Origin of the sequence: Brachyspira suanatina, from assembly GCF_001049755.1 — a bacterium.
In the GTDB taxonomy this organism is placed as follows: Bacteria; Spirochaetota; Brachyspiria; order Brachyspirales; family Brachyspiraceae; genus Brachyspira; species Brachyspira suanatina.
This window is the reverse complement of record NZ_CVLB01000001.1, coordinates 1,536,300-1,560,633: the sequence shown is the minus strand read 5'-3', so window position 1 is coordinate 1,560,633 and position 24,334 is coordinate 1,536,300. Positions and strand designations below refer to the sequence as shown.

General features: G+C 27.3%; 22 protein-coding genes. 18 read left to right on the top strand and 4 right to left on the bottom strand.

Annotated elements, in window-relative coordinates; translation table 11 throughout:
* Positions 1–16: 16 nt before the first annotated feature.
* The 5 genes from BRSU_RS06670 to pta all read left to right on the top strand — a co-directional run bounded on the left by BRSU_RS06670 (position 17) and on the right by pta (position 6,376).
* On the top strand, positions 17–685 hold the full coding sequence (locus BRSU_RS06670; RefSeq protein WP_048594505.1) for a hypothetical protein: 669 nt from the start codon (positions 17–19) through the stop codon (positions 683–685).
* Positions 686–736: 51 nt separating this feature from the next.
* Positions 737–2,095, top strand: coding sequence for a magnesium transporter (gene mgtE, locus BRSU_RS06665; protein WP_048594504.1), 1,359 nt, complete (start codon positions 737–739; stop codon positions 2,093–2,095).
* A gap of 115 nt (positions 2,096–2,210) precedes the next feature.
* Positions 2,211–3,848 (top strand): ankyrin repeat domain-containing protein, encoded by a 1,638-nt coding sequence (locus tag BRSU_RS06660; protein ID WP_048594502.1) that lies wholly within the window; start codon positions 2,211–2,213, stop codon positions 3,846–3,848.
* Positions 3,849–3,924: 76 nt separating this feature from the next.
* Positions 3,925–4,803, top strand: a complete 879-nt coding sequence (locus BRSU_RS06655) for a DMT family transporter (RefSeq protein WP_048594500.1) — start codon at positions 3,925–3,927, stop codon at positions 4,801–4,803.
* A gap of 565 nt (positions 4,804–5,368) precedes the next feature.
* Positions 5,369–6,376 (top strand): phosphate acetyltransferase, encoded by a 1,008-nt coding sequence (gene pta, locus BRSU_RS06650; protein WP_048594498.1) that lies wholly within the window; start codon positions 5,369–5,371, stop codon positions 6,374–6,376.
* A 243-nt stretch (positions 6,377–6,619) separates the two neighbouring features.
* Here pta and BRSU_RS06645 read toward each other — a convergent pair whose 3' ends face one another.
* Positions 6,620–7,642 carry a diguanylate cyclase gene (locus tag BRSU_RS06645; protein ID WP_048594496.1) on the bottom strand — a complete coding sequence of 341 codons (1,023 nt, stop codon included), beginning with the start codon at positions 7,640–7,642 and terminating at the stop codon, positions 6,620–6,622.
* 181 nt (positions 7,643–7,823) lie between these two features.
* Here BRSU_RS06645 and BRSU_RS06640 point away from each other — a divergent pair, with 181 nt between their 5' ends.
* From BRSU_RS06640 to BRSU_RS06620, 5 genes are read left to right on the top strand one after another with little or no spacing between them, the layout of a single operon-like run.
* Positions 7,824–8,708 (top strand): hypothetical protein, encoded by an 885-nt coding sequence (locus BRSU_RS06640; RefSeq protein ID WP_048594495.1) that lies wholly within the window; start codon positions 7,824–7,826, stop codon positions 8,706–8,708.
* Between the two features lie 14 nt (positions 8,709–8,722).
* A complete protein-coding gene (locus BRSU_RS06635) occupies positions 8,723–9,817 on the top strand; it encodes an FtsW/RodA/SpoVE family cell cycle protein (RefSeq protein ID WP_048594493.1) in 1,095 nt (364 codons plus the stop codon).
* On the top strand, positions 9,814–10,890 hold the full coding sequence (locus BRSU_RS06630; protein ID WP_048594492.1) for a UDP-N-acetylglucosamine--N-acetylmuramyl-(pentapeptide) pyrophosphoryl-undecaprenol N-acetylglucosamine transferase: 1,077 nt from the start codon (positions 9,814–9,816) through the stop codon (positions 10,888–10,890). The genes BRSU_RS06635 and BRSU_RS06630 overlap by 4 nt, the downstream gene beginning before the upstream one ends.
* Positions 10,891–10,918: 28 nt before the next feature.
* Positions 10,919–12,307, top strand: a complete 1,389-nt coding sequence (gene murC, locus BRSU_RS06625) for a UDP-N-acetylmuramate--L-alanine ligase (RefSeq protein ID WP_048594491.1) — start codon at positions 10,919–10,921, stop codon at positions 12,305–12,307.
* The gene (locus BRSU_RS06620; RefSeq protein ID WP_048594490.1) at positions 12,276–13,202 is read left to right on the top strand and encodes a UDP-N-acetylmuramate dehydrogenase; all 927 of its coding nucleotides are present in this window, start codon (positions 12,276–12,278) and stop codon (positions 13,200–13,202) included. Before murC ends, BRSU_RS06620 begins: the two co-directional genes overlap by 32 nt.
* A 58-nt stretch (positions 13,203–13,260) precedes the next feature.
* On the opposite strand, the gene BRSU_RS06615 is transcribed toward BRSU_RS06620, so the two are convergent.
* On the bottom strand, positions 13,261–13,779 hold the full coding sequence (locus BRSU_RS06615) for a hypothetical protein (protein WP_048594489.1): 519 nt from the start codon (positions 13,777–13,779) through the stop codon (positions 13,261–13,263).
* Between the two features lie 26 nt (positions 13,780–13,805).
* Positions 13,806–15,230 (bottom strand): HD-GYP domain-containing protein, encoded by a 1,425-nt coding sequence (locus BRSU_RS06610; RefSeq protein ID WP_048594487.1) that lies wholly within the window; start codon positions 15,228–15,230, stop codon positions 13,806–13,808.
* A 139-nt stretch (positions 15,231–15,369) separates the two neighbouring features.
* On the opposite strand from BRSU_RS06610, the gene BRSU_RS06605 reads away from it, so the two are divergent.
* Positions 15,370–16,038 carry a helix-turn-helix domain-containing protein gene (locus BRSU_RS06605; protein WP_048595145.1) on the top strand — a complete coding sequence of 223 codons (669 nt, stop codon included), beginning with the start codon at positions 15,370–15,372 and terminating at the stop codon, positions 16,036–16,038.
* Between the two features lie 82 nt (positions 16,039–16,120).
* Here BRSU_RS06605 and BRSU_RS06600 read toward each other — a convergent pair whose 3' ends face one another.
* Entirely contained in the window at positions 16,121–17,050 is a 930-nt protein-coding gene (locus BRSU_RS06600) for a tyrosine-type recombinase/integrase (RefSeq protein WP_048594485.1), read from the bottom strand.
* A gap of 258 nt (positions 17,051–17,308) precedes the next feature.
* Between BRSU_RS06600 and BRSU_RS06595 the strand changes: the two genes are divergently transcribed.
* From BRSU_RS06595 to BRSU_RS06565, 7 genes are all read left to right on the top strand, one after another.
* The gene (locus BRSU_RS06595; RefSeq protein WP_048594484.1) at positions 17,309–18,397 is read left to right on the top strand and encodes a hypothetical protein; all 1,089 of its coding nucleotides are present in this window, start codon (positions 17,309–17,311) and stop codon (positions 18,395–18,397) included.
* Positions 18,398–18,425: 28 nt separating this feature from the next.
* Entirely contained in the window at positions 18,426–19,409 is a 984-nt protein-coding gene (locus BRSU_RS06590; protein ID WP_048594481.1) for an ABC transporter substrate-binding protein, read from the top strand.
* A 119-nt stretch (positions 19,410–19,528) separates the two neighbouring features.
* A complete protein-coding gene (locus BRSU_RS06585) occupies positions 19,529–20,299 on the top strand; it encodes an ABC transporter permease (protein ID WP_048594480.1) in 771 nt (256 codons plus the stop codon).
* Positions 20,300–20,348: 49 nt separating this feature from the next.
* The gene (locus tag BRSU_RS06580; RefSeq protein WP_048594479.1) at positions 20,349–21,134 is read left to right on the top strand and encodes an ABC transporter ATP-binding protein; all 786 of its coding nucleotides are present in this window, start codon (positions 20,349–20,351) and stop codon (positions 21,132–21,134) included.
* Between the two features lie 14 nt (positions 21,135–21,148).
* The gene (locus BRSU_RS06575) at positions 21,149–22,096 is read left to right on the top strand and encodes a DUF7916 family protein (protein ID WP_048594477.1); all 948 of its coding nucleotides are present in this window, start codon (positions 21,149–21,151) and stop codon (positions 22,094–22,096) included.
* Positions 22,097–22,168: 72 nt separating this feature from the next.
* Positions 22,169–23,182: an ABC transporter substrate-binding protein gene (locus tag BRSU_RS06570; RefSeq protein WP_048594475.1), complete on the top strand. Its 1,014-nt coding sequence runs from the start codon at positions 22,169–22,171 to the stop codon at positions 23,180–23,182.
* A 91-nt stretch (positions 23,183–23,273) separates the two neighbouring features.
* On the top strand, positions 23,274–24,281 hold the full coding sequence (locus BRSU_RS06565; protein WP_048594473.1) for an ABC transporter substrate-binding protein: 1,008 nt from the start codon (positions 23,274–23,276) through the stop codon (positions 24,279–24,281).
* Positions 24,282–24,334: the final 53 nt, after the last annotated feature.

Below are 24,334 nucleotides of genomic sequence, written 5' to 3'. Positions count from 1 at the left end.
TTTGAGAGAGAACATCATGAAGAAATTAATAGCATCTTTATTTTTTATTATATTTTTTAGTGTAAATTCATTTGCTCAGCATGGGGGCGGTGTTGCTTTATTTGTGCCATTGACAGGAAGTTTTGCTTTTGCTGATTTGAGAGGATTAGATAATAGTAAAATTGATATACTAAAAAGCAGTAGTTCATTCGATTTCGGAGTATTGGTTCAGCCCGGCTATTTTTATGATTTCGGAGGATTATTAGGATTTGATGTATTGGCCGATATAGGGTATTATAGAAGTTCTTATAAATATATAAATTCTCAGGAGGCTAAAATAGTTTCTTATACATTTGATACTTTAAATACAGGTGCTATGTTTAGAGTTACTTTTTTGGTGCTTTCTTTAGGTATAGGAGCAGGAGCAAAGATACCATTGGCAGCTAATTTACAAGATGGTGATTATAATGCAAAATTAAATGCCGATGAAATAAAAAAATCATTTACATCTGCCGTTATACCATATCTTAAATTTACTATAGATTTTAAATATAATTTAAGCAGTTTTGCAGCTATTGCAGCAGGTTTATATTTTAATTATGATTTTGCTATGAATTATAAACATCCTAGTTATTCAAGATATAATATACATTCTTTTGATTTTGGTGTACAAATAGGTACTTATTTGGTTGGAACTAGTTATTAATTTATTATAAAAATTGTTTTATATTATATAGATAATACATAGGATATAAGTATGCTGAAAGAACTTTTACAGCCTGAAATTGAAGATTTGATAGAAGAAAAAGAGTGGGATGCATTAACAGATATACTTCCTTTATGGCAAGAGGTAGAAACTGCTAATCTCATCACTTCTCTAAAAAATGATGATAAATACAAAGTTTTTAGTATTCTCCCACATGAGTATTATTATAAAGTATTTCCTGAACTTGCTCCTATAGATCAGCAGAGAATCATAGAAAATATGCAGGAAGCTGATATTAAAGACCTTTTGGAAAATATTAATCCTGATGACAGAACATATTTTTTAGCCTCTATTCCTGAAACTATGTCTGAAAATATATTAAAACTTTTAGGAAGCGAAGAGAGGGAAATAGCTTCATGGCTTTTAGCATATCCTGAAGGAAGTATAGGACGTTTGATGACGCCTGAATATATAAGTATAAAGCCAGATTGGACTGTAAGCGAGGCATTTGAATATGTTAGAAGCAATATAGCTGAATCAGAAACATATACTACTTTGTACGTTACAGATGCAAGAAGAACATTGATTGGATCTATTGCTTTAAGGAAATTGTTTTTTACGGATAAAGATACATTAATATCAGAAATTACTAATAATTGCCCTTATATATCGGCTTATGATGATCAGGAAAATGCTATTGATGTAATAAAGAAATATAATCTTCACTCTCTTGCTGTTGTTGATGATAGGCATTCTATGATAGGGATTGTTACAGTAGATGATATAATGGACATCGCAGAAGAAGAATATACAGATGATTTTCATAAAATGGCGGGAATAACTTCAAGCGAAGATCAATTTGATGATAATTTAAAAATAACTCCTATATCCACTCTTTACAAACAGAGGATATTATGGCTTTTAATATTAGTATTCATTAATATATTTTCAGGAGGTGTTATAGGTATATTCCAAAATACACTTCAAAAACATATAGTTTTGGTTGTTTTCTTGCCTTTGCTTATAGGAAGCGGAGGTAATGCAGGAAGTCAGTCTGCTACACTTGTTATAAGGTCTTTAGCTATTGGAGATGTAGTCTTAAAAGATTGGTTTTATATGCTTTCAAAAGAGCTATTAGTAGCTTCTATGTTGGGGTTGAGTATGTCTGTTGGAGCCTATATATTAGGTTTTATAAGAGGAGGATTAGAAATAGCAGCTATTGTATCTATATCAATGTTTAGTATAGTTTTTATTGGAAGTGTTATAGGGCTTTGTCTGCCTTTTATACTTACTAAATTAAATATAGATCCAGCTATAAGCGGAGCACCAATGCTTACTTCTATATGCGATATAGTTGGTACGGCTTTGTACTGTTCTATAGCTACATTGGCATTTGTAATATTTTTTTGATTTTTTTTAAATAATTGTTAAATTATTGTTATTGTGTTATATTATAAAAATAAAATATGTTTGACTATTTATGCTTTTATATTACATTTAATATATAATATGAGGTTTATTATTTATGAGAGAAATTGAGATTGAATTACATGAGGCTTCTGCAAAAAATAATGTATTAGCTGTTGAAATATTATTAAAAAACAAAGATATAGATGTTAATTTAAGTAATATATTGGGATTAACTCCATTAACACATGCCTGTAAAGCAGGATATAAAGAGATAGTTGAATTACTATTGAATGCTGGAGCAGATCCTAATAAAGCTGATCAGTTATACATAACTCCTTTAATGAATGCATGTGCCAATGGACATAGAGATATAGCAGAAATATTAATAAAAAATGGAGCTTTGGTAAATTTGAGTAATTGTAATAATGAAACTCCTTTGCATTATTCTTGTTCTGAGAATCATTTTGATATTATAAAACTTCTTGTAGAAAATGGTGCTGATGTTAATGCCAAAACTGATATTAATATAACTCCTTTAATGTATTCATGTCAGAAATCAAATTTTGAAGCTGTTAAATTTTTAATAGATAATCATGCCAATTTAGATGATGTTGATATATACGAAGAAACTGTGTTATCTTATGCTATATCTAGCGGTAATATAGATATAGTAGAGTATATACTTAATAAAGGTGATATAGAAATACCTAAATATTCTTTGACAATAGCTGCAATTAGTGGTAATTTATCATTAGTTCATTATATACATTCAAAGTTAGGCGGAAATAAGCATAATGTATTTTCAAGTGCTTTTATATCTGCAGCATATAATGGTCATTTAGATGTTGTAAGATACTTTTTTGATAATTCAAAGAAAAAAGCTCCTAAAGCATTAGCTATAGCAGCATCTGCAGGTCATAAAGATATAGTTAAGTATTTGCTGATGAATAAGGTACATCCTGATGGTGTTACAGATAATGGAAAATCTGCTTTGATATTGGCTATAGAAATAGAAAATAAAGAAATTATAGATTTATTAATAAAGCATAATGTTAATGTTAATCAGGCTGATGATGATTATGTTACTCCGCTTATGTATGCATGCTATATTGGTAATATTGAGATAGTAAAAACTTTGCTTGATAATGGTGCTGATATATATGCTGCGGATAGTATAGATAGAAATGCTATTATACATGCCATTATAGCAGGAAATATAGATATTGTTGAACTTCTTTTAATGCATGGAATGAGTTTAAAAGGCGACGGAGAATCCATTACTCCTTTGATGTGGGCTGTTATATATGATAATTTAAAGTCTGTTAAATACTTGATACAAAAGGGTATAGATATTTATCAAACAGATATTAATGGCTGGAACTGCTTTATGTTTGCATGCGCCAAAGGTTATGATGATATTGTTAAATATATTTTAGAGCTTTATCCTGATATTATTGATAATAAAAATAAATCTGGTGAAACAGCTTTAATGATAGCCGCAGATAATGGAAAAACAGAAGTTGTAGATTATCTCCTTAAAAATAATGCTTCTATAAAAGAACAGAATATAAATGGTGATACTGCTTTATATATAGCTTCTTCAAAAGGTTACTTTGAGATATGTGAGCAATTAGTTAAATATTATGAAATAAATGACTTTAGCAATAATATATTTGAAAAAGAATATGATGTTGCTAAAGAAAAAGGCTATAACAGTATTGTAAATTTATTTAATAATAAACTTAAATCATAATAATATATTTTGACATTTTAATCTAAATATTATATTATTTAATACTAATAAATTTAATTATTAGGTTAAGTAGTATATGGCTAATAAAGAAAGATTAGGCACTATAGGTATATTTTTAACAGCATTAATTTGGGGATATAGCTTTGTTGCTGTTAAAGTTGTTGTTAGAGAAATCGAACCTTTTTATCTTGTAGGAATAAGAAATTTTGCCGGAGGAATTTTTTTATCTCTTGTATTTTTCAAAAGAATGAAGAGTATTTCCAAAAAGGATATAATATTATCAATACCTGTTGGAATAGCGTTATTTTTAGGTTTCTTTTTACAAACTATGAGTTCTAAATTCATAACTGCTTCAAAAGTAGCGTTTTTTACAGGTTCATATGTTATATTCATACCATTTTTTTCTTGGTTAATATATAAAAAAAGACCTCATATTTCAGCATTTATAGCAGCGGTAATTACAGTTTTAGGTTTATATTTATTAAGTTCTTTTGAAGGCTTTTCAGGTATAGAAGCTGGGGATTTATTTGCTTTACTTTGTGCTATTGTATTTGCTGTTCACTTAATGCTTATAGATAAAATGCTTGAATATGTAGATGGTATAATAATGGCAGCATTGCAGCTTATTATAGCAGGTATAGTATCTCTTTCAGTTGGTGCAATAACATCGACTCCTTTTAATATTAATGATATCTCAAATGAGGCAATTTATTCTCTTATATATTTGGCTATAGGAGCTACAGGAATTGCTTATTTACTTCAAACTGTATCCCAAAAGTATGTAAATCCTAGCAAAGCAGGAATTATATTAAGTTTGGAATCATTTTTGGGAGCTTTGGGAGGTGTTATTTTTATGAAGGATCCTGTTACCATCAATTTTGTTATAGGCGGGGCATGTATGATAGCGGCAGTATTTATATGCGAAATAGGAAGCAATATAAAAAAAGATGTATAAAATATAGTTTTTTATAAAGTTAATAATTTTTAATATAAGTTTAGTTTTATAAAAAATAAATATAAATTAAGATTATTAAACCGATGCAATTGCATTGATTTAATATTTTAATGAAAGTTGCCATATACATTTGTTTATTGCTGTAAATTTGCAACATTTTAATACTTGTTTTTTAATATTGATAATCTATTTATACATTTATGATTTTTGCTTATTTGTTTAACTATATCTTATAAAAGAAGTATACTATATAACATAAATGCACCAATACAAATAAACTGTAATTAGAATATTTTTAGTAGTTTTAAGTATTATTATTTAAATATAATTTTTAGATTTCATTTATTTTAAAGTCTGTTTTGTTTATAATCAATTAATTTTGATTTGTTTATAGTGATGCAATTTAGTAATAAAAATTAAACAGCAATAAAATATTGCTAAGATATGTTAGTAATATTAATTATTTTAAATAAAAATTATACTGATGCCTAGTATATGTTTGCAAAATTCTAATTTATATATTAAAATATATAAATAGAATTTTATTTTTTAAGAGGTTTTTATTATGGCATCATTTATGGATAATTTAAAAGAAAAAGCTAAATCTAATCCTAAAACTATAGTATTGGCAGAAGGATATGATGAAAGACATGTTAAGGCTGCTGTTATACTAAAAAAAGAACAGTTAGTTAAAGGACTTATATTGGTAGGAGATACTGCTAAAATACAAGGTTTAGCTAAAGAAAATGATTTAAACTTAGATGATGGTTTTGTCAAAATTTTTGATCCAACCAAAGAAGCTATAACAGAAAAATATATTGAAATGCTTTTTAAAGCTAGAGAAAAGAAAGGTATGACTAAAGATCATGCTAAAGATTTAATTACAAATCATTCTATATATGCAGCTGCTGCAATGATTGCTGACAATGATGCAGATGGTATGGTAGGCGGTGCTGTTTATTCAACAGGTGAAATGCTTAGAGCTGCTTTATTCTTAATAGGCTTAAAACCAGGAATTAGAACTTTATCATCTACATTCTTCCTTGAAAGCCCTGATAAATCTTTATTTACAAATGGTATATCTTGTTTTGCTGACTGTGCTGTTATACCTGAGCCTACACCTGAACAGCTTGCTGATATAGCTAAGGCTACAGCTGAATCTTATAGAAATATGACAGGTAATGAGCCTAAAGTTGCTTTACTTTCATTCTCTACTAAAGGTTCTGCTGAACATGAATCAATCACTAGAGTTAGAGAAGCTAAAAAAATATTAGATTCACAGGTAGTAGATTTCGTTTATGACGGCGAAATGCAGCTTGATGCAGCTATGATTGAAAAAGTTGCTGCTCAAAAAGCTCCTGGTTCTCCTATTAAAGGTGATGCTAATGTATTTATATTCCCTGAGTTAAACTCTGGAAATATTGGTCACAAAATAGCTCAGAGAGTAGGAAAATGTACTGCTATAGGTCCTATGCTTCAAGGTATAGCTAAACCTGCTAATGACCTTTCAAGAGGATGTTCTGCTCAGGATATTGCTGATTTAGCTGTTATAACTTCTTTACAAGTTAAATAAATTGTATATGATTTATAAAGAGATAAATGAATAGTTTATAACTTCATTTTTTCTCTGATCTTTAAAAGAGAAGTTACAAATAAAAACTTTATTTCTAGCAACAATAAAAAAGTATTTATGGCTGTCAATTAATTTATTGGCGGCCTTTTTTATACAATAATCTTTTATTCTTTGTATTATTCTAAAATAGTATTCATATTGTTGCTTTGATTATACAGTTTAATAGTTTGAATTAAAATAATATTAATGCAAAATTACTTTGTTTCTTCCAAGATGTTTAGCTTCATACATTGCTGTATCAGCATTTTTGATAGTTTCTGCTATAGGTTTTTTAGATGTTCCCTTATGTTCAGCAATTCCAACACTTACTGTTACATTTATAACAGTAGATTCATAATTAAATCTCTTTTTTTCTACTGTTTTTCTTATTCTTTCAGCAACTATATAAGCCTGTTCTTTTTTAGTATTAGGACATATAACTATAAATTCTTCACCGCCGTAACGAATAGCAATATCGCTCTTTCTAAGCATATTGATATTTTCAGAAGTATTACTTAATAATCTACCTATTTCATGAAGCACCACATTGCCGCAGTCATGTCCGTATATATCGTTAATATCTTTGAAATGGTCAAGATCCATAAATATAATAGATATACTATATTTGTATCTTTTAGCTCTTTCTACTTCTTCTTCTATAATTTTATTAAAATATCTTACATTGAATAAACCTGTTAAAGGATCTATAGTTGATTGAGCATGCAAAGTATCAATTTCTTTCATTAGTTTTTTTATTACTTTATCTTTTTCCATAGAAGATTTTTTTTCTACTTCATTGATTGCAATATTCATACTGCGCATTCTTATTTTTATTATAGTTTCATATATATCGTATATATTAACGATTCCAATGGGATAATTATCATTATTTATTATTACTAAATAATCTATTTTATTTTCTTTCATTATATCAAATGCAACTGTTATATCATCTTCTGGATGCGCTATTACAAGGTTTTTGTTCATAAAAGCTGATATTTCTTTATTAAAAATATTTTTTGAATCTTTTTTATTAATATTCTTTAATATATTTACCAATAGTTCATTATAGTTAATTATTCCAACTATTTTGTCTGAATCATTAATAACAGCTAATATTTTATTAGAAGATTTAGAGACAAGAGAAGCTACCTCTACTAAAGTAGAGTCTTTCTTTATTACTTCAATTTTGTTTTCCATTATCGATTTGATAATACTTCTATACATTAGAACATACCTTGAGTAAGATACAAAATATATCTTATATTAACATATATGTCCTTTTTTTTCAATCTATTTTTTGTATATATTAGTTATATATTAAAATAGTAAAATTATATTTTTTATCTTGATTTTTTTATTTTATAAAGTATCATATTAAAAAGTTTTCATAATTTTTGAGATTTGAATGAAAAAAATAAATATTCTTATAGTGTTAGTTTTTATATATTCAAAGATTGTTTTTGCAGATATAAATACTATTTTTAATATGGATATATATGAAAGGAATTTAGCTATTAATACCAATACAGGTGTTTATAGCAATGAACTTTTTATAGAACAAACAGCTTTGGGGGGATTTAATTATATAAAATTTAATTTAGAGACTAGATTATATTATAGATTATATTTTTATAAAAATGCTACAAATTTTTTATTTAAAAATACAAAAGTTGATTTTGGTATAGAGAATAATTTTTCATTGTCTTCAGATATGGTTGGACTATATATAGATATTAGGCCATTATCATTTTTAGGCATTAGAGTAAGCGGGTATGCTGATTTTATGTTTAATGCTATGAATTTTGGTTATGCAGGATTTGATAGTAAAAATGTAAGCTATTCCTTTGATGAATTATATGCCATGGAAAAAGGTAATGCCTTTGGGTATATAATAAATGTTTCTCCGTATTTTGTATTTAAATTTGATAATTTTATTTTAATAGATAATCTTAATATGTCTTATGTTAATGTTGGGGATAAAAAATATTATTATGATCCCAGAACTTCAATATTGCATGCAAAAAGTGAGTTTGAATTAATTAATGATTTTTATCTTTTAGGTAAGATAAGTATGTTCTATATAGGCGGATATTATGGGCTTACATATTTAATTAATTCAAAACATTTATCTCATAAATTTGGTATGGCTGGTATTATAAACTTCAATTTTTTAAAAGAAACTTTAATTTTTAATATAGGAGCATCGGCTGGGCTTCATGTCGGGCTTCCTCATTATAATAATACGACATTTATAGAATTAAAAATGTCATTAGGTTATAAGATACTATAAAATAGAAGAGTGATATGATAAATAGAAAATTGTTTCCTGATAAATATTTATTAATAATATATATAGCTTTACTTGTAGCTGGATTGGTTTCTATATATGGGGCGCAAACTATACATGAGCCTAATACAGCATATTTTTCTAATCATTTGAAATTATTATCATTTATGCTTATTGTTACTATTATTATGATGATAATTCCTGATTTCTTTACATTTTTAGATAAGATGGTGCCTTTTATTCTGCTTTTTACTTTGCTGCTTCTTGCATCTGTATGTTTATTTGGAATAACGGTTGCTGGCAGTTATGCAAAAAGATGGCTCCTTCTTCCTCTAGGTATTACTATACAGCCTTCTGAGATAGCAAAGATAACTTGCAGTATATATTTTGCTAGTGTTTTGAGTAAGAAAGGAGAGAAATTAATAGATATAAAAAGAGGGTTATTTCCTCCGTTATTAATTTTAATAATAGTGTCCGGACTTATCTTAATAGAGCCGGATTCAGGTACAGCACTCTTATTTTCTATAGTTGGTTTTGCTATATTTTTTTATGGAGGCATACCTTTAAGATCTATACTTCTTTCAGGTGTTCTCTTATTAATTCTTTTTGCTATATTTATTTTTAATACGCCTTATATGAAAAGCAGAGTCGTGTCATTTTTAGATCCTCAAAGTCAGCCTGAAGAAGAGGTTTATCAAATTAGAAGGGCAAAATTGGCATTCAATTACGGGGGGATTACTGGAATTCCAGATGAATATATAGCTGATGTTAGCACGCATTTGCCTGCTGCTTTAACTGATTTTATATATGCTTCTGTTTCGCAAAGATATGGATTAGTAGGTAATTTGATTATATTGCTTTTATTTTTATCATTTACTATAAGGGGATTTATAATATCGTCGCGTACTAATGATCTGTTTTTAAAAAATCTTTCATTTGCTATTACTATGTTCATTAGTGTGCAGGCATATTTAAATATAATGGTGGCTACACTTATGCTGCCTACAACAGGTATGACGCTTCCTATCATTAGTTATGGAAGAAATGCTTTAGTTGTTAATATGATAATGATAGGTATATTATTAAAAATAACTCAAAGGAGAGAACAATGAATGTAATTTTATGCGGCGGAGGAACTGCCGGACATATAACTCCTGCTATTTCTATATATGATTATATGAAAAAAGAAGGACATAAACCAAGACTTGTTGTTGCTCAAAAAGATTATCCATTGATACCGAGCAATTATGATTTTAATACTATAAATATTAATTCTCCAGGCAATTTTGTTAAGAAAATAGTATTTATACTAAAATTTATACCGGCTTTGATGAAATCATATCGTATAATAAAGATGCATAAACCTGATTGTGTAATAGGTATGGGCGGATTTGTTTCTTTTCCTATGCTTTATGCTGCAAAAAACAAAAACATACCAATATTTTTATGCGAGCAGAATTCAATACCTGGTAAAGTTAATAGAATATTTTATAAAAATGCTAAAAGAGCATATTTGACTTTCTCAAAGACTTTAGAGTTTATGCCTAATGGAAAGGTTTTTGGAAATCCTGTTAGAAATGATTTCTTTGTGGTTCATAGAGAAAGTGCTAGGACTGTTATGAAATTAAAAGAAGATGATAAACTTTTAGTTGTTATGGGCGGTTCTCAAGGTGCTTTGAAATTGAATGAATTATTTTTTGAATGTATAAAAGATATAAAATCAAAGGTTAATAATCTGTATATTGTATGGCTTGCAGGTCCTAAATGGGCTAATGATATAATTGCTAAAGTGAATAATGCCAAATTTGAAAATGTATTTGTACATAGTTACTATAGAGATATGGCCAATTTACTTCATGCAGCAGATTTTGTTATATCTAGAGCTGGAAGCAGTTCTATCAGTGAGATATTAGCTGTGAATGTTCCTTCATTGTTAGTACCTTTTCCTTATGCTACAGATAATCATCAGTATTTTAATGCTTTGGATTTGCTTAATAAAGATATGGCATATTTGATAGAAGAATCTGATTTAGATAAGGAAAAATTAGAGAATATTGTTGTTAATAATTTAAATAATGAAGAGAGATTGAAAAAAATTAGAGAAAATATTAAAAACAATTGGAGCGCAAGGGCTGTATCTTCAATAGTTGATGATATAACTGGAATTCTAGGAAAAAATAATTAATTAAAAATAATGAAAAATTGAGGAATATATGTTTACAAAGAGAAAAGAAAAGATACATTTTATAGGAATAGGCGGAATTGGAATGAGTGCTATAGCAAGTGTATTAAATGCTATAGGTTTTACTATAACAGGAAGCGATTTAGCTAAAACAGCAAAAACAGAATCTTTAGAATCTTCAGGAATAAAGGTGTATTATGGGCATAAAGCTCAAAATATAGAAGATGATGTTACAGCAGTTGTAACTTCATCAGCTATAAGTCCAACTAATGAAGAAATTATAGAAGCAAAATCAAAAAAGATAACAGTTATATCAAGAGGTGAAATGCTTGCTGAACTTATGCGTTTAAGATATGGTATAGCAATATCAGGTTCTCATGGAAAAACAACAACAACATCTCTTATAAGCCAAATAATGATGCATGCAGGTCTTAATCCTGTTTGTATAATAGGCGGAAATCATTTTAATTTGAAAAGTAATGCTGCTTGTAATGATTTAAGCAGTGAGTATATGGTATGTGAGGCTGATGAAAGTGATGGAAGTTTTTTAAGACTTTCTCCTGTTATTAATATAGTTACTAATATTGATAATGACCATTTGGATTATTATGGAAATGTAGAGGCTTTAAGAGTTGCATTTTTAGAGTTCATTAATAAAGTTCCTTTTTATGGTTGTTCATTTTTATGTTTTGAAGATAATGTTGTAAAGGATTTATCAAAAAGTGCTAATAAAAAATATTATTCTTATGGTTTTTCAAAGGATTATGATTTTTATGTTGATAAAGATTCTATAAGAGTTGAAGCTCCTATAACTTATTTTACCGCTTATCATAATAATGAATGTTTAGGAGAGTTCTCTGTTCCTCTTATAGGAATTCATAATGTATTGAATTCTTTGGCTTCAATAGGTGTTGGTATTCATTTAGGTATTGATATTGCTGATATAAAAGAAGGATTAAAAACTTTTGAGGGTGTAGGAAGAAGATTGAATAAACTTTATGATAAAGAGATAACTTTGTTTGATGATTATGCACATCACCCAACAGAAATAAAAGCAACACTTTCATCGGTTAGAAATGCTTATAAAAATAGAAGGATAATAGCTGTATTTCAGCCGCATAGGTACAGCAGGACAGAACTTCTTCTTAATGATTTTGAATCTGCATTTAATGATGCTGATGAAGTTATTATTAGTGATATTTATGCAGCAGGAGAAGCACCTATACCAGGAATAAGCGGTGAGATTATATGTGATGTAGTAAAAAAACAAAATAATCATATAAGATATGTGCCAAATATAGAAGATGCATTGCCAGTACTTGATGATATGAAAAAAGATGGAGATATAATATTGACTTTGGGAGCAGGCAATATAGTAAGGATTAGTAATGAATATGCAAGAAAATTACAAAATGGTTGAGAACTTTCTCAAAGAAAGAAATATAGAATATCATATAAATCAAGCTTTTAGTAAATTTAGCCGTTTTAATGTAGGTGGAGATATTGATTTATATATTATTGTAAAAAAAATATCTGATTTTTTAGAGCTTGCTAATTTTTTGCATAAGAATGTTATAGATTATTTTGTGATGGGAGATACTAGTAAAGTTATAGTTTCTGATAATGGGTATAATGGTATAATAGTATCATTAGAGGGTGAGTTTGAATCTTTTGAGTTTTTGGAAGATGGTGTTTTAAAATCTAATAGCTCTGCTATTTTGGAAAGACTTTCTCATGAATCAAGAATTAGAAATTTATCAGGATTAGAATTTGTTGCTTTGGTTAATACTAGAATAGGTGCTGCTATATACGATAAATTAGAATCTTTCGGAATATCTCTGCTTAATTTGATTAAATCAGTAACATTATTTAATAAACAAGACTGCACAGTAATAGAATTAAGTAAAGATGAATATTTGGCTTTAACTGACAAAGAGAAAAGATTTATAATTATATTATCAGCTGTATTGGTATTAGAAAAGGATAGTCCGGAAAGTATTGATAATAGAATAGATTGGTTTAGATATATAAGAGGTTCTGTTGCACCTACAGAGGCTAACATAGGTCCTGTATTTGATGATTTTTATGATGTTAAGGCTTATGAAATGGTAGAAAGGGTAGGTGGACTTGATATGAAATTTGGTGCTATGAAATGGCATAGAAGATTTCCTAATTATATTATCAATGAATCTTTATATGATTCTGAAACAGAATGTAGGGCAGAAGATGTTATTAATTTAATAGAAGATACAAGAAAAAAAATAGAACAGCATTATGCTTTTAATCCAAGAATTAATATAGTTTTGCTTAGTTAGTTATTTAATTTAGAATTAAAAAAGGGCTTAATATAAAGCCCTTTTATTTTTCATATTATTACTTTTTATGCCAATATATAGAATTAACATATAATATAGACAAATTGGTTAAATCTTTATCATCTTCTATTTTTGTAGATAAGGCATAATATATATCATCTACTTGCCATAGAGTAAATTTTTCATTAAGAGAAGTTATATTATATTCTATATCTATTTTGTTCTCATTTTCTATGAAATTTTTATTTGTATTATTTTGATAATCCCCATAAAGAGATAATAATGCCTCTTTATCTTTTGAAGCTCTGTATACATAAGCATTATTCATATAATCGAATGTTGATTCTGCAATATTTTTATTAACTATAAAATATTTTCCATTTTGTCCATGTTCAGGAGGAGCAACTGTTATGCCTATCCCCAAAGGAGTAAATGAATTTGGAGAATCCACTTGAACATAATCTAATATGCTTTCAGATGTAGTAGTTTCTTTTTTATCAGTATTACTTGCATTATTTGAGCATGAAATACTGAATAAAATAATAAATAAGATTGTAATTAAACGAATAGTTATCATATGTTATCCTTTTTATAATTTAGTATTTATTGATTAAAAGTTTTCATATCTGACAAATAATTTTTGAAAATTGAAAATATTATATAATCTATTTTTACTTCATCTTTTAAAAAGTTATCAAACATATAATCTATTATTTCTATATCAGTATTTATTTCACTTATGCAAATATCATGCTTATATTTTAGGAAATCATATAAATCAAGTATTTCTATTATTTTTACAGGATAGTATATAAAAGCCGTAAAATTAAATATATCTTTGGAATCGAAACTTATTAAATATGGATATTCAAAATGAGGTCTTTTTGATTTCATAGCTTCGTATAATGTTATAGCAAGTCCATGTCCGTATCCATAATATTCATGATGAACTCCAACAGCTAAGTTTATATCTTGATTGATAGATATAGAATATTTTATATAATTATAAGACTTAATAGCATGTGAATATATTTCATTGTTTATACTAACACTTTCTGTTGGTAAATAATTAGTTATTTCTGTTAATGTAATATCATGAAGGAGTGCCGCTATAGACATATTCACAATTTCAGTATAATCAAATTGTCTTATTCCTAATTTGAATATATTATCTAATTTTGATATGTCCTTTATAAAATTATTTTTTCTTGATATTTTTACATAATAAGGCATATAATCATTTTTCCATTTAGCTCTTATTTTTGAAAGCATTCCCATACTTATATTTTTATTGTAAAATATCATAAATTCTATAGTATTAATAAATAGTCTATTGCTATGATCTATTATATTACATCCCGTAAATCCTATTACATCACTAAACATATCTTCTTTTTCGTAATTTTTATTTAATAATACGAAAGCACTTTCAGCAATACTCTTCATTAATTCTTCATAGTTTGTATTATATTTTTTACTGTCATATATACCTTTATGATTTTCAGTGTTTTCAGATATATTGCCTATTACATTTATCCTTATCATAAGGCCTAATCTTATTAATATTTCTCCTACAAGTTTTGCAGCTTTAGATGTGAATTTATCTCTATTCTCTTCTATTTCTAATTCTATTAATAAGTTTTTTATATTTTCAACTCTTTTATATTCATTCATAGATAATATATCTTCAAGTATAGCTTCTTGAGCATTTCTTGTATTTTCTATAGGATCCTTAGAATTTGTAAAAATAGAATAAAAATAGTCTTTACTGTTTAATTCATTTGGATTAATAAAGAATTCTATCATTTCTAAATAAGATTTGTATATATAATATTTAGATCCTGCAAATAAAGTATTTTCTTCCAAATTATTATTAAATAAATAATCAATTTTATTATATGGTATAACATTAACTACTCCATTTTCATTTTTAGAAATGATTTCTATTTTATCTTTTAGTATTAGTTTTCTATAATCTTTTATTTTTTCTAATGGTATTATTGCGTAGTTATCTAAATTAATTTCCATTTAATTACCTATATTGATTATTATCAATATAATTATACATATATAAAATAATAAAACAAACATTTTAGTGAAAAAAATTTGGAAAATGAAAAAAAATTATTATATTATAACAGTATTAATAATAAAAATTGGAGAAGCAATGTATAATTATATATACACCCAAGAAGATTTTAGCATATTAAATAGTTATAAAAACATTTCTATATCATTAGGTAAATACCTTGGTGATAATGTTGAAATAGTGATATATTCTTTTGAAAATGAGGATTGTCCTATAGTTTTTGTAGTTAATGAATGTTTGCATAATAAAAATATTGGTGATGCTATTTCCGATAAAGACAGAAGCATACTAAATGAAATGCTTGATAAAAATAATAATAAATTTTTTAAAAATAATTTTATTGAAACTGTTACAGGTGAATGCCATAAAATAAATTATACAGTTATAGAAAATTCTAACGGTATTCCTATAGCTATGATGGTTATAAGTTGGAAATTTGATGTTTCTTTGGTAAATACATTAAAAGTATTTATTCCTGATAATATTAATTCAGATTCAAAAGGAAACAAAAATAGTAAGTCAGAAGATATTATTGTAGATGCACTTAAGAAAGTTATAGGAACTGTTGATAAAGATGAAGTTGGACCTTCTGTTTATAATAAAACAATAATAAAAAAATTATATGCCCAGGGTATATTCGAATTTAAAGAGTCTGTTCAATTAGTAGCAAATTACTTAAACATTTCTCATCATACAGTATATTTGCATCTTAGAAGTATAAAAAGATCTAAGAAAAATAACAAATAATTTTTATTATAAATAAAAATTATATGAATATGTATCTTACATATTATTTTTTATTTTAAAGATTTGATTTTTAATAAAAATTCTAATTATTAGAATGAGGATGAAATTTATTATATACTTCAAATAATCTTGAATTTGTAACATGAGTATATCTTTGTGTAGTAGCTATTGTTTCATGTCCCAATAATTCCTGAACTCCTCTAATTTCAGCATCATTATTAAGTAAATGAGTAGCAAAAGTATGTCTCAATGTATGAGGTGAAAAATCTATAGATATATTTGCATTTCTTATTAAACGCTTCATAGATGTTCTTATGCTTCTATCGCTTATTGGTTTTCCGAATCTGTTTATAAATAGATAGTCATTATTTTCAGAATATTCTCTTTGAATTATTCTTCTTTTTTCCATATAAATATCCCAATTATCATATATTATTGGAAGTATTGGTATATCTCTTACCTTTGAACCTTTACCGCATATTCTTAATGTTTCGGAACCTTTTTTTATCATACTGAGTTTTAATGAAGCTAGTTCTGATACTCTTAGTCCTATTGCATACATAAATAGGGCCATCATTTTATCTCTGATAAGTGTAAAATCTCCTTCATCATCTATTGCCAATATATTATCTATATCTTCTATGGATAAAAATTTTGCTATATGTTCTTCCCTTTTCGGACTTTTCATATCTACTATTCTATTTTTATCAGAATATCCATTTCTTATTAAATATTTATAAAATTTTTTTATGGATGATAAATGCCTTGACATAGTGGAATTGGTTAAAGATTTTTCTTTTAAAAAAGTTAAATAATCTCTTACTGTATAATGATTAGCTTCATCTAATGGAATATTTTTATTATGCAAGAATTGAAAATACTCTTTTAAATCTTTATTATAACTATTAATAGTATGAGCAGCGAAATTTAAAGTTTGTAAATAATCACTAAATTCTTCCAACAAAATATATATTTTTTCATCATTGAAAACATAATCATTTTGCATATTCATAATAAAAACCCCATAAAAATATATCTTTTCAATTATTATCGAAAGTTTATATTATAAATTTATGAAGTATGTTAACTTGATATAAAAAATTACATTATTTCAAAATTAATTTAAATTATTAATACATGTATTTTGATATGAAAGTATAAGAGTGTAAAAAAAATAATTTTTTGAATGCTTTTTTTATAAAAAAATTGATTTTAGTTAGTTAGTTTACTATACTAATTAATATATTAAATAATATACGAGGTAATTATTATGACAAATTTAGAAAAAAAGTTAATGGAATTCTCTCTTAGATTGATAGATGAAAAAAAAGCTAAAATTATAGTACCTGTAACACCGGAAACAGGATATTGGTTCGGCGGCGGAAATATGATAGAAGATAAAGAAGGTAATTTGTATATTTCAGGAAGATACAGAAATTCCGGAGATTCAAGAACAGGTTTGGATTTAGGAGATAGGGGAGCTGAATTAGCAATATTTAAATCTTCAGATAAAGGAAATACTTGGAAAAAAATAAAAAGTATATTAAAAAAAGAACTTCCTAGAGGTGTTTTATCTATAGAAGGTACTGCTTTAAGATTTAATAAAGATAACGAGGTAGAACTTTATATATCTTCAGAGAAATCTGAAAATAAATATCCTGATCATCTTAAGGAATATTTAAAACCTGGAACTGGTGTATGGGATATTGATGTTATAGTAGCTGATAAAATAGAAAATTTAAGTGTTTCTAATGTTCAGGAACTTATTAAAGGCGAAGATTCAAGATTTATTCATTTGAAAGACCCTTTTGTATATGATAGTTATAATGGTGAAAAATATTTAATGTTCTGTACACATCCTTATAACTGGACTAGTTCAAATACAGGATATATGATAAGAAGAGGTGAGAAACTCAATTTTGAAGCACCTGTATTTTATTTCTTTGAAAAAGGTCATACTTGGGATATTGCTATGACTAGAGGAACTTGCGTTATTGATATGCCTCAGGTTGGAGTACTAAAAAATAAAAGAATAAGCTTATTCTTCTATGACGGCGGAGAATGTGTCAGAAATTTAGATGAGCATGAAAAAGCTGTAAAAAGACCTAGAGGATATTCATGCGAAGAATTAGGCGGAGTGGCATATATAGAAAACGGATCGTTCTCACATATTGAAAGAATAAGTAAAGAATTACCATTATTTATAAGCCCTTATGGTACAGGCTGTTCAAGGTATGTAGATGTATTAAGAACTAAAGATGGTATGTATGCTACTTGGCAGCAGTCTCAGGATAATAAATCTCAGCCTTTAGTTATGAATTTTTTGACTAATTCTGAAATAGAAGATATATTAAGATAATAATTATTATTTATAATGGAGTAAAATTATGAAAAAAGCATTATTAGCTATAACATTTATTTTGTTATTTACTTTTTTAATATCATGCGGTAAAAAAACTAATGAAAATACAGGTAAAATAAGAGTAGCATATCACCCAAATGTAGGCGGAGCTTCTGCAATTATTACTGGTATACAGCAGAATTATTTCAAAGATGAAGGTTTAGATATAGAACTTGTTAAATTTACAAGCGGACCTACAGAAATAGCAGCTATGGTTTCAGGAGATATACAAATAGGTTATATAGGTTTCGGAGCACATACATTGGCAGCTGAAGGAAAAGTTCAAATAATAGCTACTGACGGTATAGCCGTTGTAGAAGGTATTAGAACATTAAAAACTTCAGGTATCAATTCAGTTGAAAAATTAAAAGGAAGAAGTTTAATAACACAATTGGGTACATCAGGAGAAACTATTATAGATCAGGTATTGGCTGGAACAGGTGTCAATAAAACAGATATAAATATACTTAATGCTGAAGTTTCAAGTGCTGTTGCATCTTTCTTGGCTAATAAAGTTGATGCTATATCTGTATGGCCTCCTTATACTGTTGAAATAGATAATAGAATTGGTATAGAGAATTTATATATTATAAAACCTCAGGATGTAGGTGTTGATTCTACTGCAAGCTGGATAGTAACTCCTGACTATTTGGAAGCTAATACTGATACAGTTATAAAATTCACAAGAGCATTATATAAATCAATGGATTATAGAAAACAAAATTTAGATGAAGCTATTACAAATGTATCAAATCTTATTGGTTTAGATATAGCTACAGTTTCACAAGAGAAATACAGTTCTGATTGGATGGATTCTCAAACAATGAAAAGCAGAATAAGTGACGGAAGTATAAGTAATATTTACAAAAAACAAATAGAATATTTTGTACAAAATAATAGATTAAATTCTGATCCTGTTCCTGTAGATAAATATGTTAGAATTGATATTATAGAACAAGCATTAAATTAATAATTAATTATAAAGTTTATAGTTAAAATATATATTTGTTTTAACTATAAACTATTAAATTTAATAAATTTATTTTTTGTATATGCTATACTTTTTATTAAATATTAAGAGGAATAACCATGAATAGTAAACCTATGGGTAAAAAGAAATATATATTTACCGCTGCTTCTATTATTATAGCTTTATTAATATGGCAGTTAGTATCTTCTTCTGTAGCAGGGGCAGTTATTGCAAGTCCTGCTGATGTATTAAAATCATTTGTGAGAGAGATTAGCAATGGTAAATTGTTAAATCATATAGGTATAAGTTTGTTTAGAGTATTGTCCGGTTTCGGATTAGCTTTTATTATATCAATACCTATAGCATTTTTAATGGGGTGGTATCAGCCTGTTCAATTATTAATAGAACCTGTAATACAATTTGTGAGGAATATACCTGCTTTAGCATATATACCTTTGGTTGTAGTTGCACAGGGAGTTGGAGAAAGTGCTAAAATAACAGTTATATTTATATCTACTTTCTTAGTAATGATTGTAACAGTTTATCAAGGCGTAAGAGAGGTTGATCAAACTTTAATAAAAGCTGCTAGAGTTCTTGGAGCAAAAGATAAAGATATTTTCTTAAAAGTTGTAATACCCGCTTCAGTTCCATATATATTAGTTGGTATGCGTTTAGGATTAGGTGCTTCTCTTACAACTCTTATTGCTGCTGAATTAACAGGATCTAGTTCAGGATTAGGACAGATGATTCAGGAAGCAAGTCTTTACTTTAGAATGGATATAGTTATGCTTGGAATAATACTTATTGGTATTACAGGTTTAATACTAAATTTTATAGTAAGTTTAATAGAAAACAAGTTAACTGTATGGCAGGAAAAGAAAAAAAGATAATAATTAAAAAGTTATATAGTAAAAAAATTATATAAAAAGAGATTATAATATGTCAAATAAAGAAGTAAAAGTAAAAATTTCTAATGTCAGTAAAATATATAAAGGTACAACTAAAGATATTCATGCTTTAGATAATGTAAATTTAGATATATATAAAAATGAGTTTGTATGTGTAATAGGTTCTTCAGGATGCGGAAAAAGTACATTGCTTAATATACTTGCAGGTCTTGATACACCAAATTCAGGAAGTATAGAAATAGACGGAAAACCTATAGAAGGTACAGGAGTTGACAGAGGTGTAGTATTTCAGCAGTATGCTTTATTTCCTTGGCTTACTGTTGCAAAGAATGTTGCCTTTGGTTTGGAATTGCAGAAAAAATCTAAATCTGAAATCAATGATATAGTTGACCATTATCTTAAAGCTGTTGGTTTGATAGATTTTAAAAATGCATATCCTAAGGAACTTTCAGGAGGTATGAAGCAGCGTGTAGCTATAGCCAGAGCTTATGCTGTTAATCCTAATATACTTCTTATGGATGAGCCTTTCGGAGCTTTGGATGCACAGACAAGAGCGCAATTACAAACAGAGCTTTTAAATACTTGGGATAATGAAAAGAAAACTTGTTTCTTTATTACCCATGATGTAGATGAAGCTGTATTTTTGGCTCAAAGAGTTGTTATAATGAGTCCAAGACCAGGAAGAATAAAAAGTATAGTTGAAGTACCTATTGGATATCCTAGAGTACCAGAAACTAAATTATCTGCTGAATTTAATGATATTAAAAATCAATTATGGCAATTAGTATATCAGGAATATTTAGAAGCTAAAAAATAGAGGAGCAGGCTAAAATGAAAAGGATATTTGAATTAAATTATACTGATACATTTAATATGGATACTAATACATTGATAGAAACTATTAGGAATTCTGAAGGCAGAACATTAATGGCCGAATCTTTAATATATAAAAGACCATTAATAGAAAGAGTTACAGACCCTGAAATTTTAGCAGCTATGGGAGTAGATTTAATTACATTAAACATATTTGATTTACTTAATCCTTTTATATATGATTTAGATGAAGTTGAAGCTGATGAATCTATGCCTTTAGTTGAAAGAACTTTCAAAGGACAGCTTAAATTATATGAATCTTCAAGAAAGAAAAATGATCATATACAAAGAATTAAAAAATATACAGGAAGATTTATAGGAATTAATCTGGAACCTGTTGGAGAAGGCGTTGATTATCCTGAAGGTTTGAAAGCTACTAAAGACAATTATAAAAGAGCATTAGATTTCGGAATTGATTATATAGTATTAACAGGTAATCCTCATACAAAAGTTTCTATGGATACTATAGCAAAAGCAACAGAGGAATTAGCTTCTATTGCTAAGGGTAAAATGATGATAATTTCTGGTAAAATGCATGGAGCAGGTGCAGGAAATATAGATACTTTGGGTACTGTAAAACAAATTGCAGATGCAGGTGCGGATGTGATAATGTTTGGTGCTCCAGGAACTTTACCTGGATACACTGTAGAAAAAGTTCATGAATTAATAGATGAAGCTAAAAGACTTGGTATGCTTACAAAAACAGCTATAGGAACTGCTCAGGAAGGTGCTCCTATAGATACAATAAAACAAATTGCATTAATGTCTAAAATGTCTGGTGCCGACATAATGCATATAGGTGATGCAGGAGTAGGAGGAATATCAAGTCCTATGAATGCTATGGCTATATCATTGGTATTGAGAGGAGAAGTACATACATATAGAAGAATGGCTTTAAGAAGATGATTAAATTTATAATTAGTTAAAAATTCTTTTTTGATACAAATAAGTTTTATAAAATAATTAAAGGAGGATAAAATGAAAAAAACTATATTAGTTTCTATTTTATCAATAGTATTAATTTCTTTAATAATATCATGTTCAAAAGAAAATAAACAATCTGTTTCTTTATCAAATGATACAGCTGATAAAATAAGAGTTGCATATCTTGCAGATTTTGCAGGAACTTCTGCAGCTGCTATAGCTCAAGAAAAAGGTTTCTTTAAAGAAGAAAATTTAGATGTAGAATTGGTAAAATTTTTAAATGGACCTTCTGAAGTTGCTGCTATGCTTTCAGGAGATATACAATTTGCCTATATAGGGCATGGTGCACACTCATTGGCTATTCAAGGTAAAGTTAATGTATTATTTCCTAATGGATTGAGTAAATCTGAACAGATTATAGTTGGTAAATGGGCTAATGTTAGTGATTTGGCAGGATTAAAAGGAAAAACAGTAGGTACTCAGCTTGGTACTTCTGGGGATATAGTATTAGATATTGCATTAAGAAAAGTTGGTCTTTCTAAAAAAGATGTTAATGTAGTTAATATGGATGTAAGCGGAATAGTATCTTCTATGATTGGTAAAAAAGTAGATGCTGTTTCTGTATGGGCACCTTATACTTTTGAAATTAGTAAACAGCTTGGAGATGAAGCTATTGTAATTGCATCTATTACAAATTATTTAGATGAAGCAGTATTTCCTAGCAGTTGGATAGTTACTCCTGGTTATCAAAAAAATAATTCTGATATAGTTAATAGATTCTCTAAAGCCATATTTAAAGCTATGGATTATAGAACTGATAATATGGATGAAGCAGTTGAAATAGTAGCTAAATTAAATGGAACTCCTGCTGATTCTGTTGCTTTAGAAAAAGAAACCGCTATATGGCTTAATTCATCTGATATAAAGAATGCTTATATGGATGGTACAGCTGCAAAATGGTACGAAGCTCAGCAAAAAATATTCTTAAACTCAGAAGTTGTTACTGAAGTAGTAGATGTTAATAACTATGTACAAATAAATTATATAATTGAAAATGTTCTAAAATAAAAAAATATTTTTCATATTTTCATATTGAAATTTTTTATAATTAATAAAAAATATATAAAATAATTTTATTAATTATAAGGTGGTCTGTAATATGAATAAAAAGAACATTATATTATTATTTATTATGATACTATTTGTATCATGTGAAGAAAAAATTGAAAAAGTAGAAGATACTGCAGCTAAAAAGATATATCCAGTAAGAGTTGGATATATGCCTGATTTTTCTGGATCATCTGCTGTAGCTATAGCAAAAGAAAAAGGATATTTTGATGAAGAAAATTTAGATGTTGAATTAATAGAGTTTTTAGATGGTCCTTCTGAAGTTGAAGAGATGATTTTGAAAAATTTAGATTTTGCTTATATAGGACATGGGGCACATTCATTAGCTATTGAAGGAAAAGTTAATGTATTGTTTCCTAATGGTTTAAGTAAATCTGAACAAATTATAGTAAGAAATTCATCTCAAATAGAATCAGTTAAAGATTTAAGAGGTAAAAAAATTGGTACTCAATTAGGAACTTCTTCAGAAATTTTACTATATTTAGCTCTTCAGTCATTGGGTATTAAAACAAATGAGGTAGATATTATAAATATGGATGGAAATACAATAGTGGAATCTATGATAGATGGTAGTATTGATGCCGGTTCTGTACAAGCTCCTTATACTTTTGAGATATTAAATACTCTTGGAAATGAAGTAAAATCTATTGCAACAACTGTTGATTATTCTGATGTTGGATCTTTTCCCAGCAGTTGGATAGTTACACCTTCCTATCAAAATAGCAATGCTGAGATAGTCAAGAGATTTTCAAGAGCTATACTTAAAGCTATGGATTATAGACAGCTTAATATGAGTGAAACTGTAAAATTGGTTTCTGATATGAATAATAAAACAACTGAAGAAGTTGATTTAGAAAGAGAAACAGCAGTATGGCTTTCTGGAGATGATATAAAAAAAGCATATACTAATGGAGATGCTTCTAAATGGTATAAAACACAGCAAAATATATTTATTTATACTAAGACCATTACAAATAATGTAGATATTAATAATTATGTACAGATAAAGTATATGGTTGATAATGTATTAAGTGAATAAATTATTTTTATATTGAATTTATAAGCGGTGTATAATACAATATGCATCGCTTT

Bases quoted from the DNA above. Each gene is read 5' to 3' on its own strand.
- BRSU_RS06610 (WP_048594487.1), bottom strand. From the start codon at position 15,230: ATGGAAATTAATTTAGATAACTACGCAATAATACCATTAGAAAAAATA.
- pta (WP_048594498.1), top strand. From the start codon at position 5,369: ATGGCATCATTTATGGATAATTTAAAAGAAAAAGCTAAATCTAATCCT.
- BRSU_RS06565 (WP_048594473.1), top strand. From the start codon at position 23,274: ATGAATAAAAAGAACATTATATTATTATTTATTATGATACTATTTGTA.
- BRSU_RS06590 (WP_048594481.1), top strand. From the start codon at position 18,426: ATGAAAAAAGCATTATTAGCTATAACATTTATTTTGTTATTTACTTTT.
- BRSU_RS06595 (WP_048594484.1), top strand. From the start codon at position 17,309: ATGACAAATTTAGAAAAAAAGTTAATGGAATTCTCTCTTAGATTGATA.
- BRSU_RS06575 (WP_048594477.1), top strand. From the start codon at position 21,149: ATGAAAAGGATATTTGAATTAAATTATACTGATACATTTAATATGGAT.
- BRSU_RS06635 (WP_048594493.1), top strand. From the start codon at position 8,723: ATGATAAATAGAAAATTGTTTCCTGATAAATATTTATTAATAATATAT.
- BRSU_RS06605 (WP_048595145.1), top strand. From the start codon at position 15,370: ATGTATAATTATATATACACCCAAGAAGATTTTAGCATATTAAATAGT.
- BRSU_RS06600 (WP_048594485.1), bottom strand. From the start codon at position 17,050: ATGAATATGCAAAATGATTATGTTTTCAATGATGAAAAAATATATATT.
- BRSU_RS06645 (WP_048594496.1), bottom strand. From the start codon at position 7,642: ATGTATAGAAGTATTATCAAATCGATAATGGAAAACAAAATTGAAGTA.
- mgtE (WP_048594504.1), top strand. From the start codon at position 737: ATGCTGAAAGAACTTTTACAGCCTGAAATTGAAGATTTGATAGAAGAA.
- BRSU_RS06670 (WP_048594505.1), top strand. From the start codon at position 17: ATGAAGAAATTAATAGCATCTTTATTTTTTATTATATTTTTTAGTGTA.
- murC (WP_048594491.1), top strand. From the start codon at position 10,919: ATGTTTACAAAGAGAAAAGAAAAGATACATTTTATAGGAATAGGCGGA.
- BRSU_RS06660 (WP_048594502.1), top strand. From the start codon at position 2,211: ATGAGAGAAATTGAGATTGAATTACATGAGGCTTCTGCAAAAAATAAT.
- BRSU_RS06615 (WP_048594489.1), bottom strand. From the start codon at position 13,779: ATGATAACTATTCGTTTAATTACAATCTTATTTATTATTTTATTCAGT.
- BRSU_RS06655 (WP_048594500.1), top strand. From the start codon at position 3,925: ATGGCTAATAAAGAAAGATTAGGCACTATAGGTATATTTTTAACAGCA.
- BRSU_RS06630 (WP_048594492.1), top strand. From the start codon at position 9,814: ATGAATGTAATTTTATGCGGCGGAGGAACTGCCGGACATATAACTCCT.
- BRSU_RS06640 (WP_048594495.1), top strand. From the start codon at position 7,824: ATGAAAAAAATAAATATTCTTATAGTGTTAGTTTTTATATATTCAAAG.
- BRSU_RS06620 (WP_048594490.1), top strand. From the start codon at position 12,276: ATGAATATGCAAGAAAATTACAAAATGGTTGAGAACTTTCTCAAAGAA.
- BRSU_RS06585 (WP_048594480.1), top strand. From the start codon at position 19,529: ATGAATAGTAAACCTATGGGTAAAAAGAAATATATATTTACCGCTGCT.
- BRSU_RS06580 (WP_048594479.1), top strand. From the start codon at position 20,349: ATGTCAAATAAAGAAGTAAAAGTAAAAATTTCTAATGTCAGTAAAATA.
- BRSU_RS06570 (WP_048594475.1), top strand. From the start codon at position 22,169: ATGAAAAAAACTATATTAGTTTCTATTTTATCAATAGTATTAATTTCT.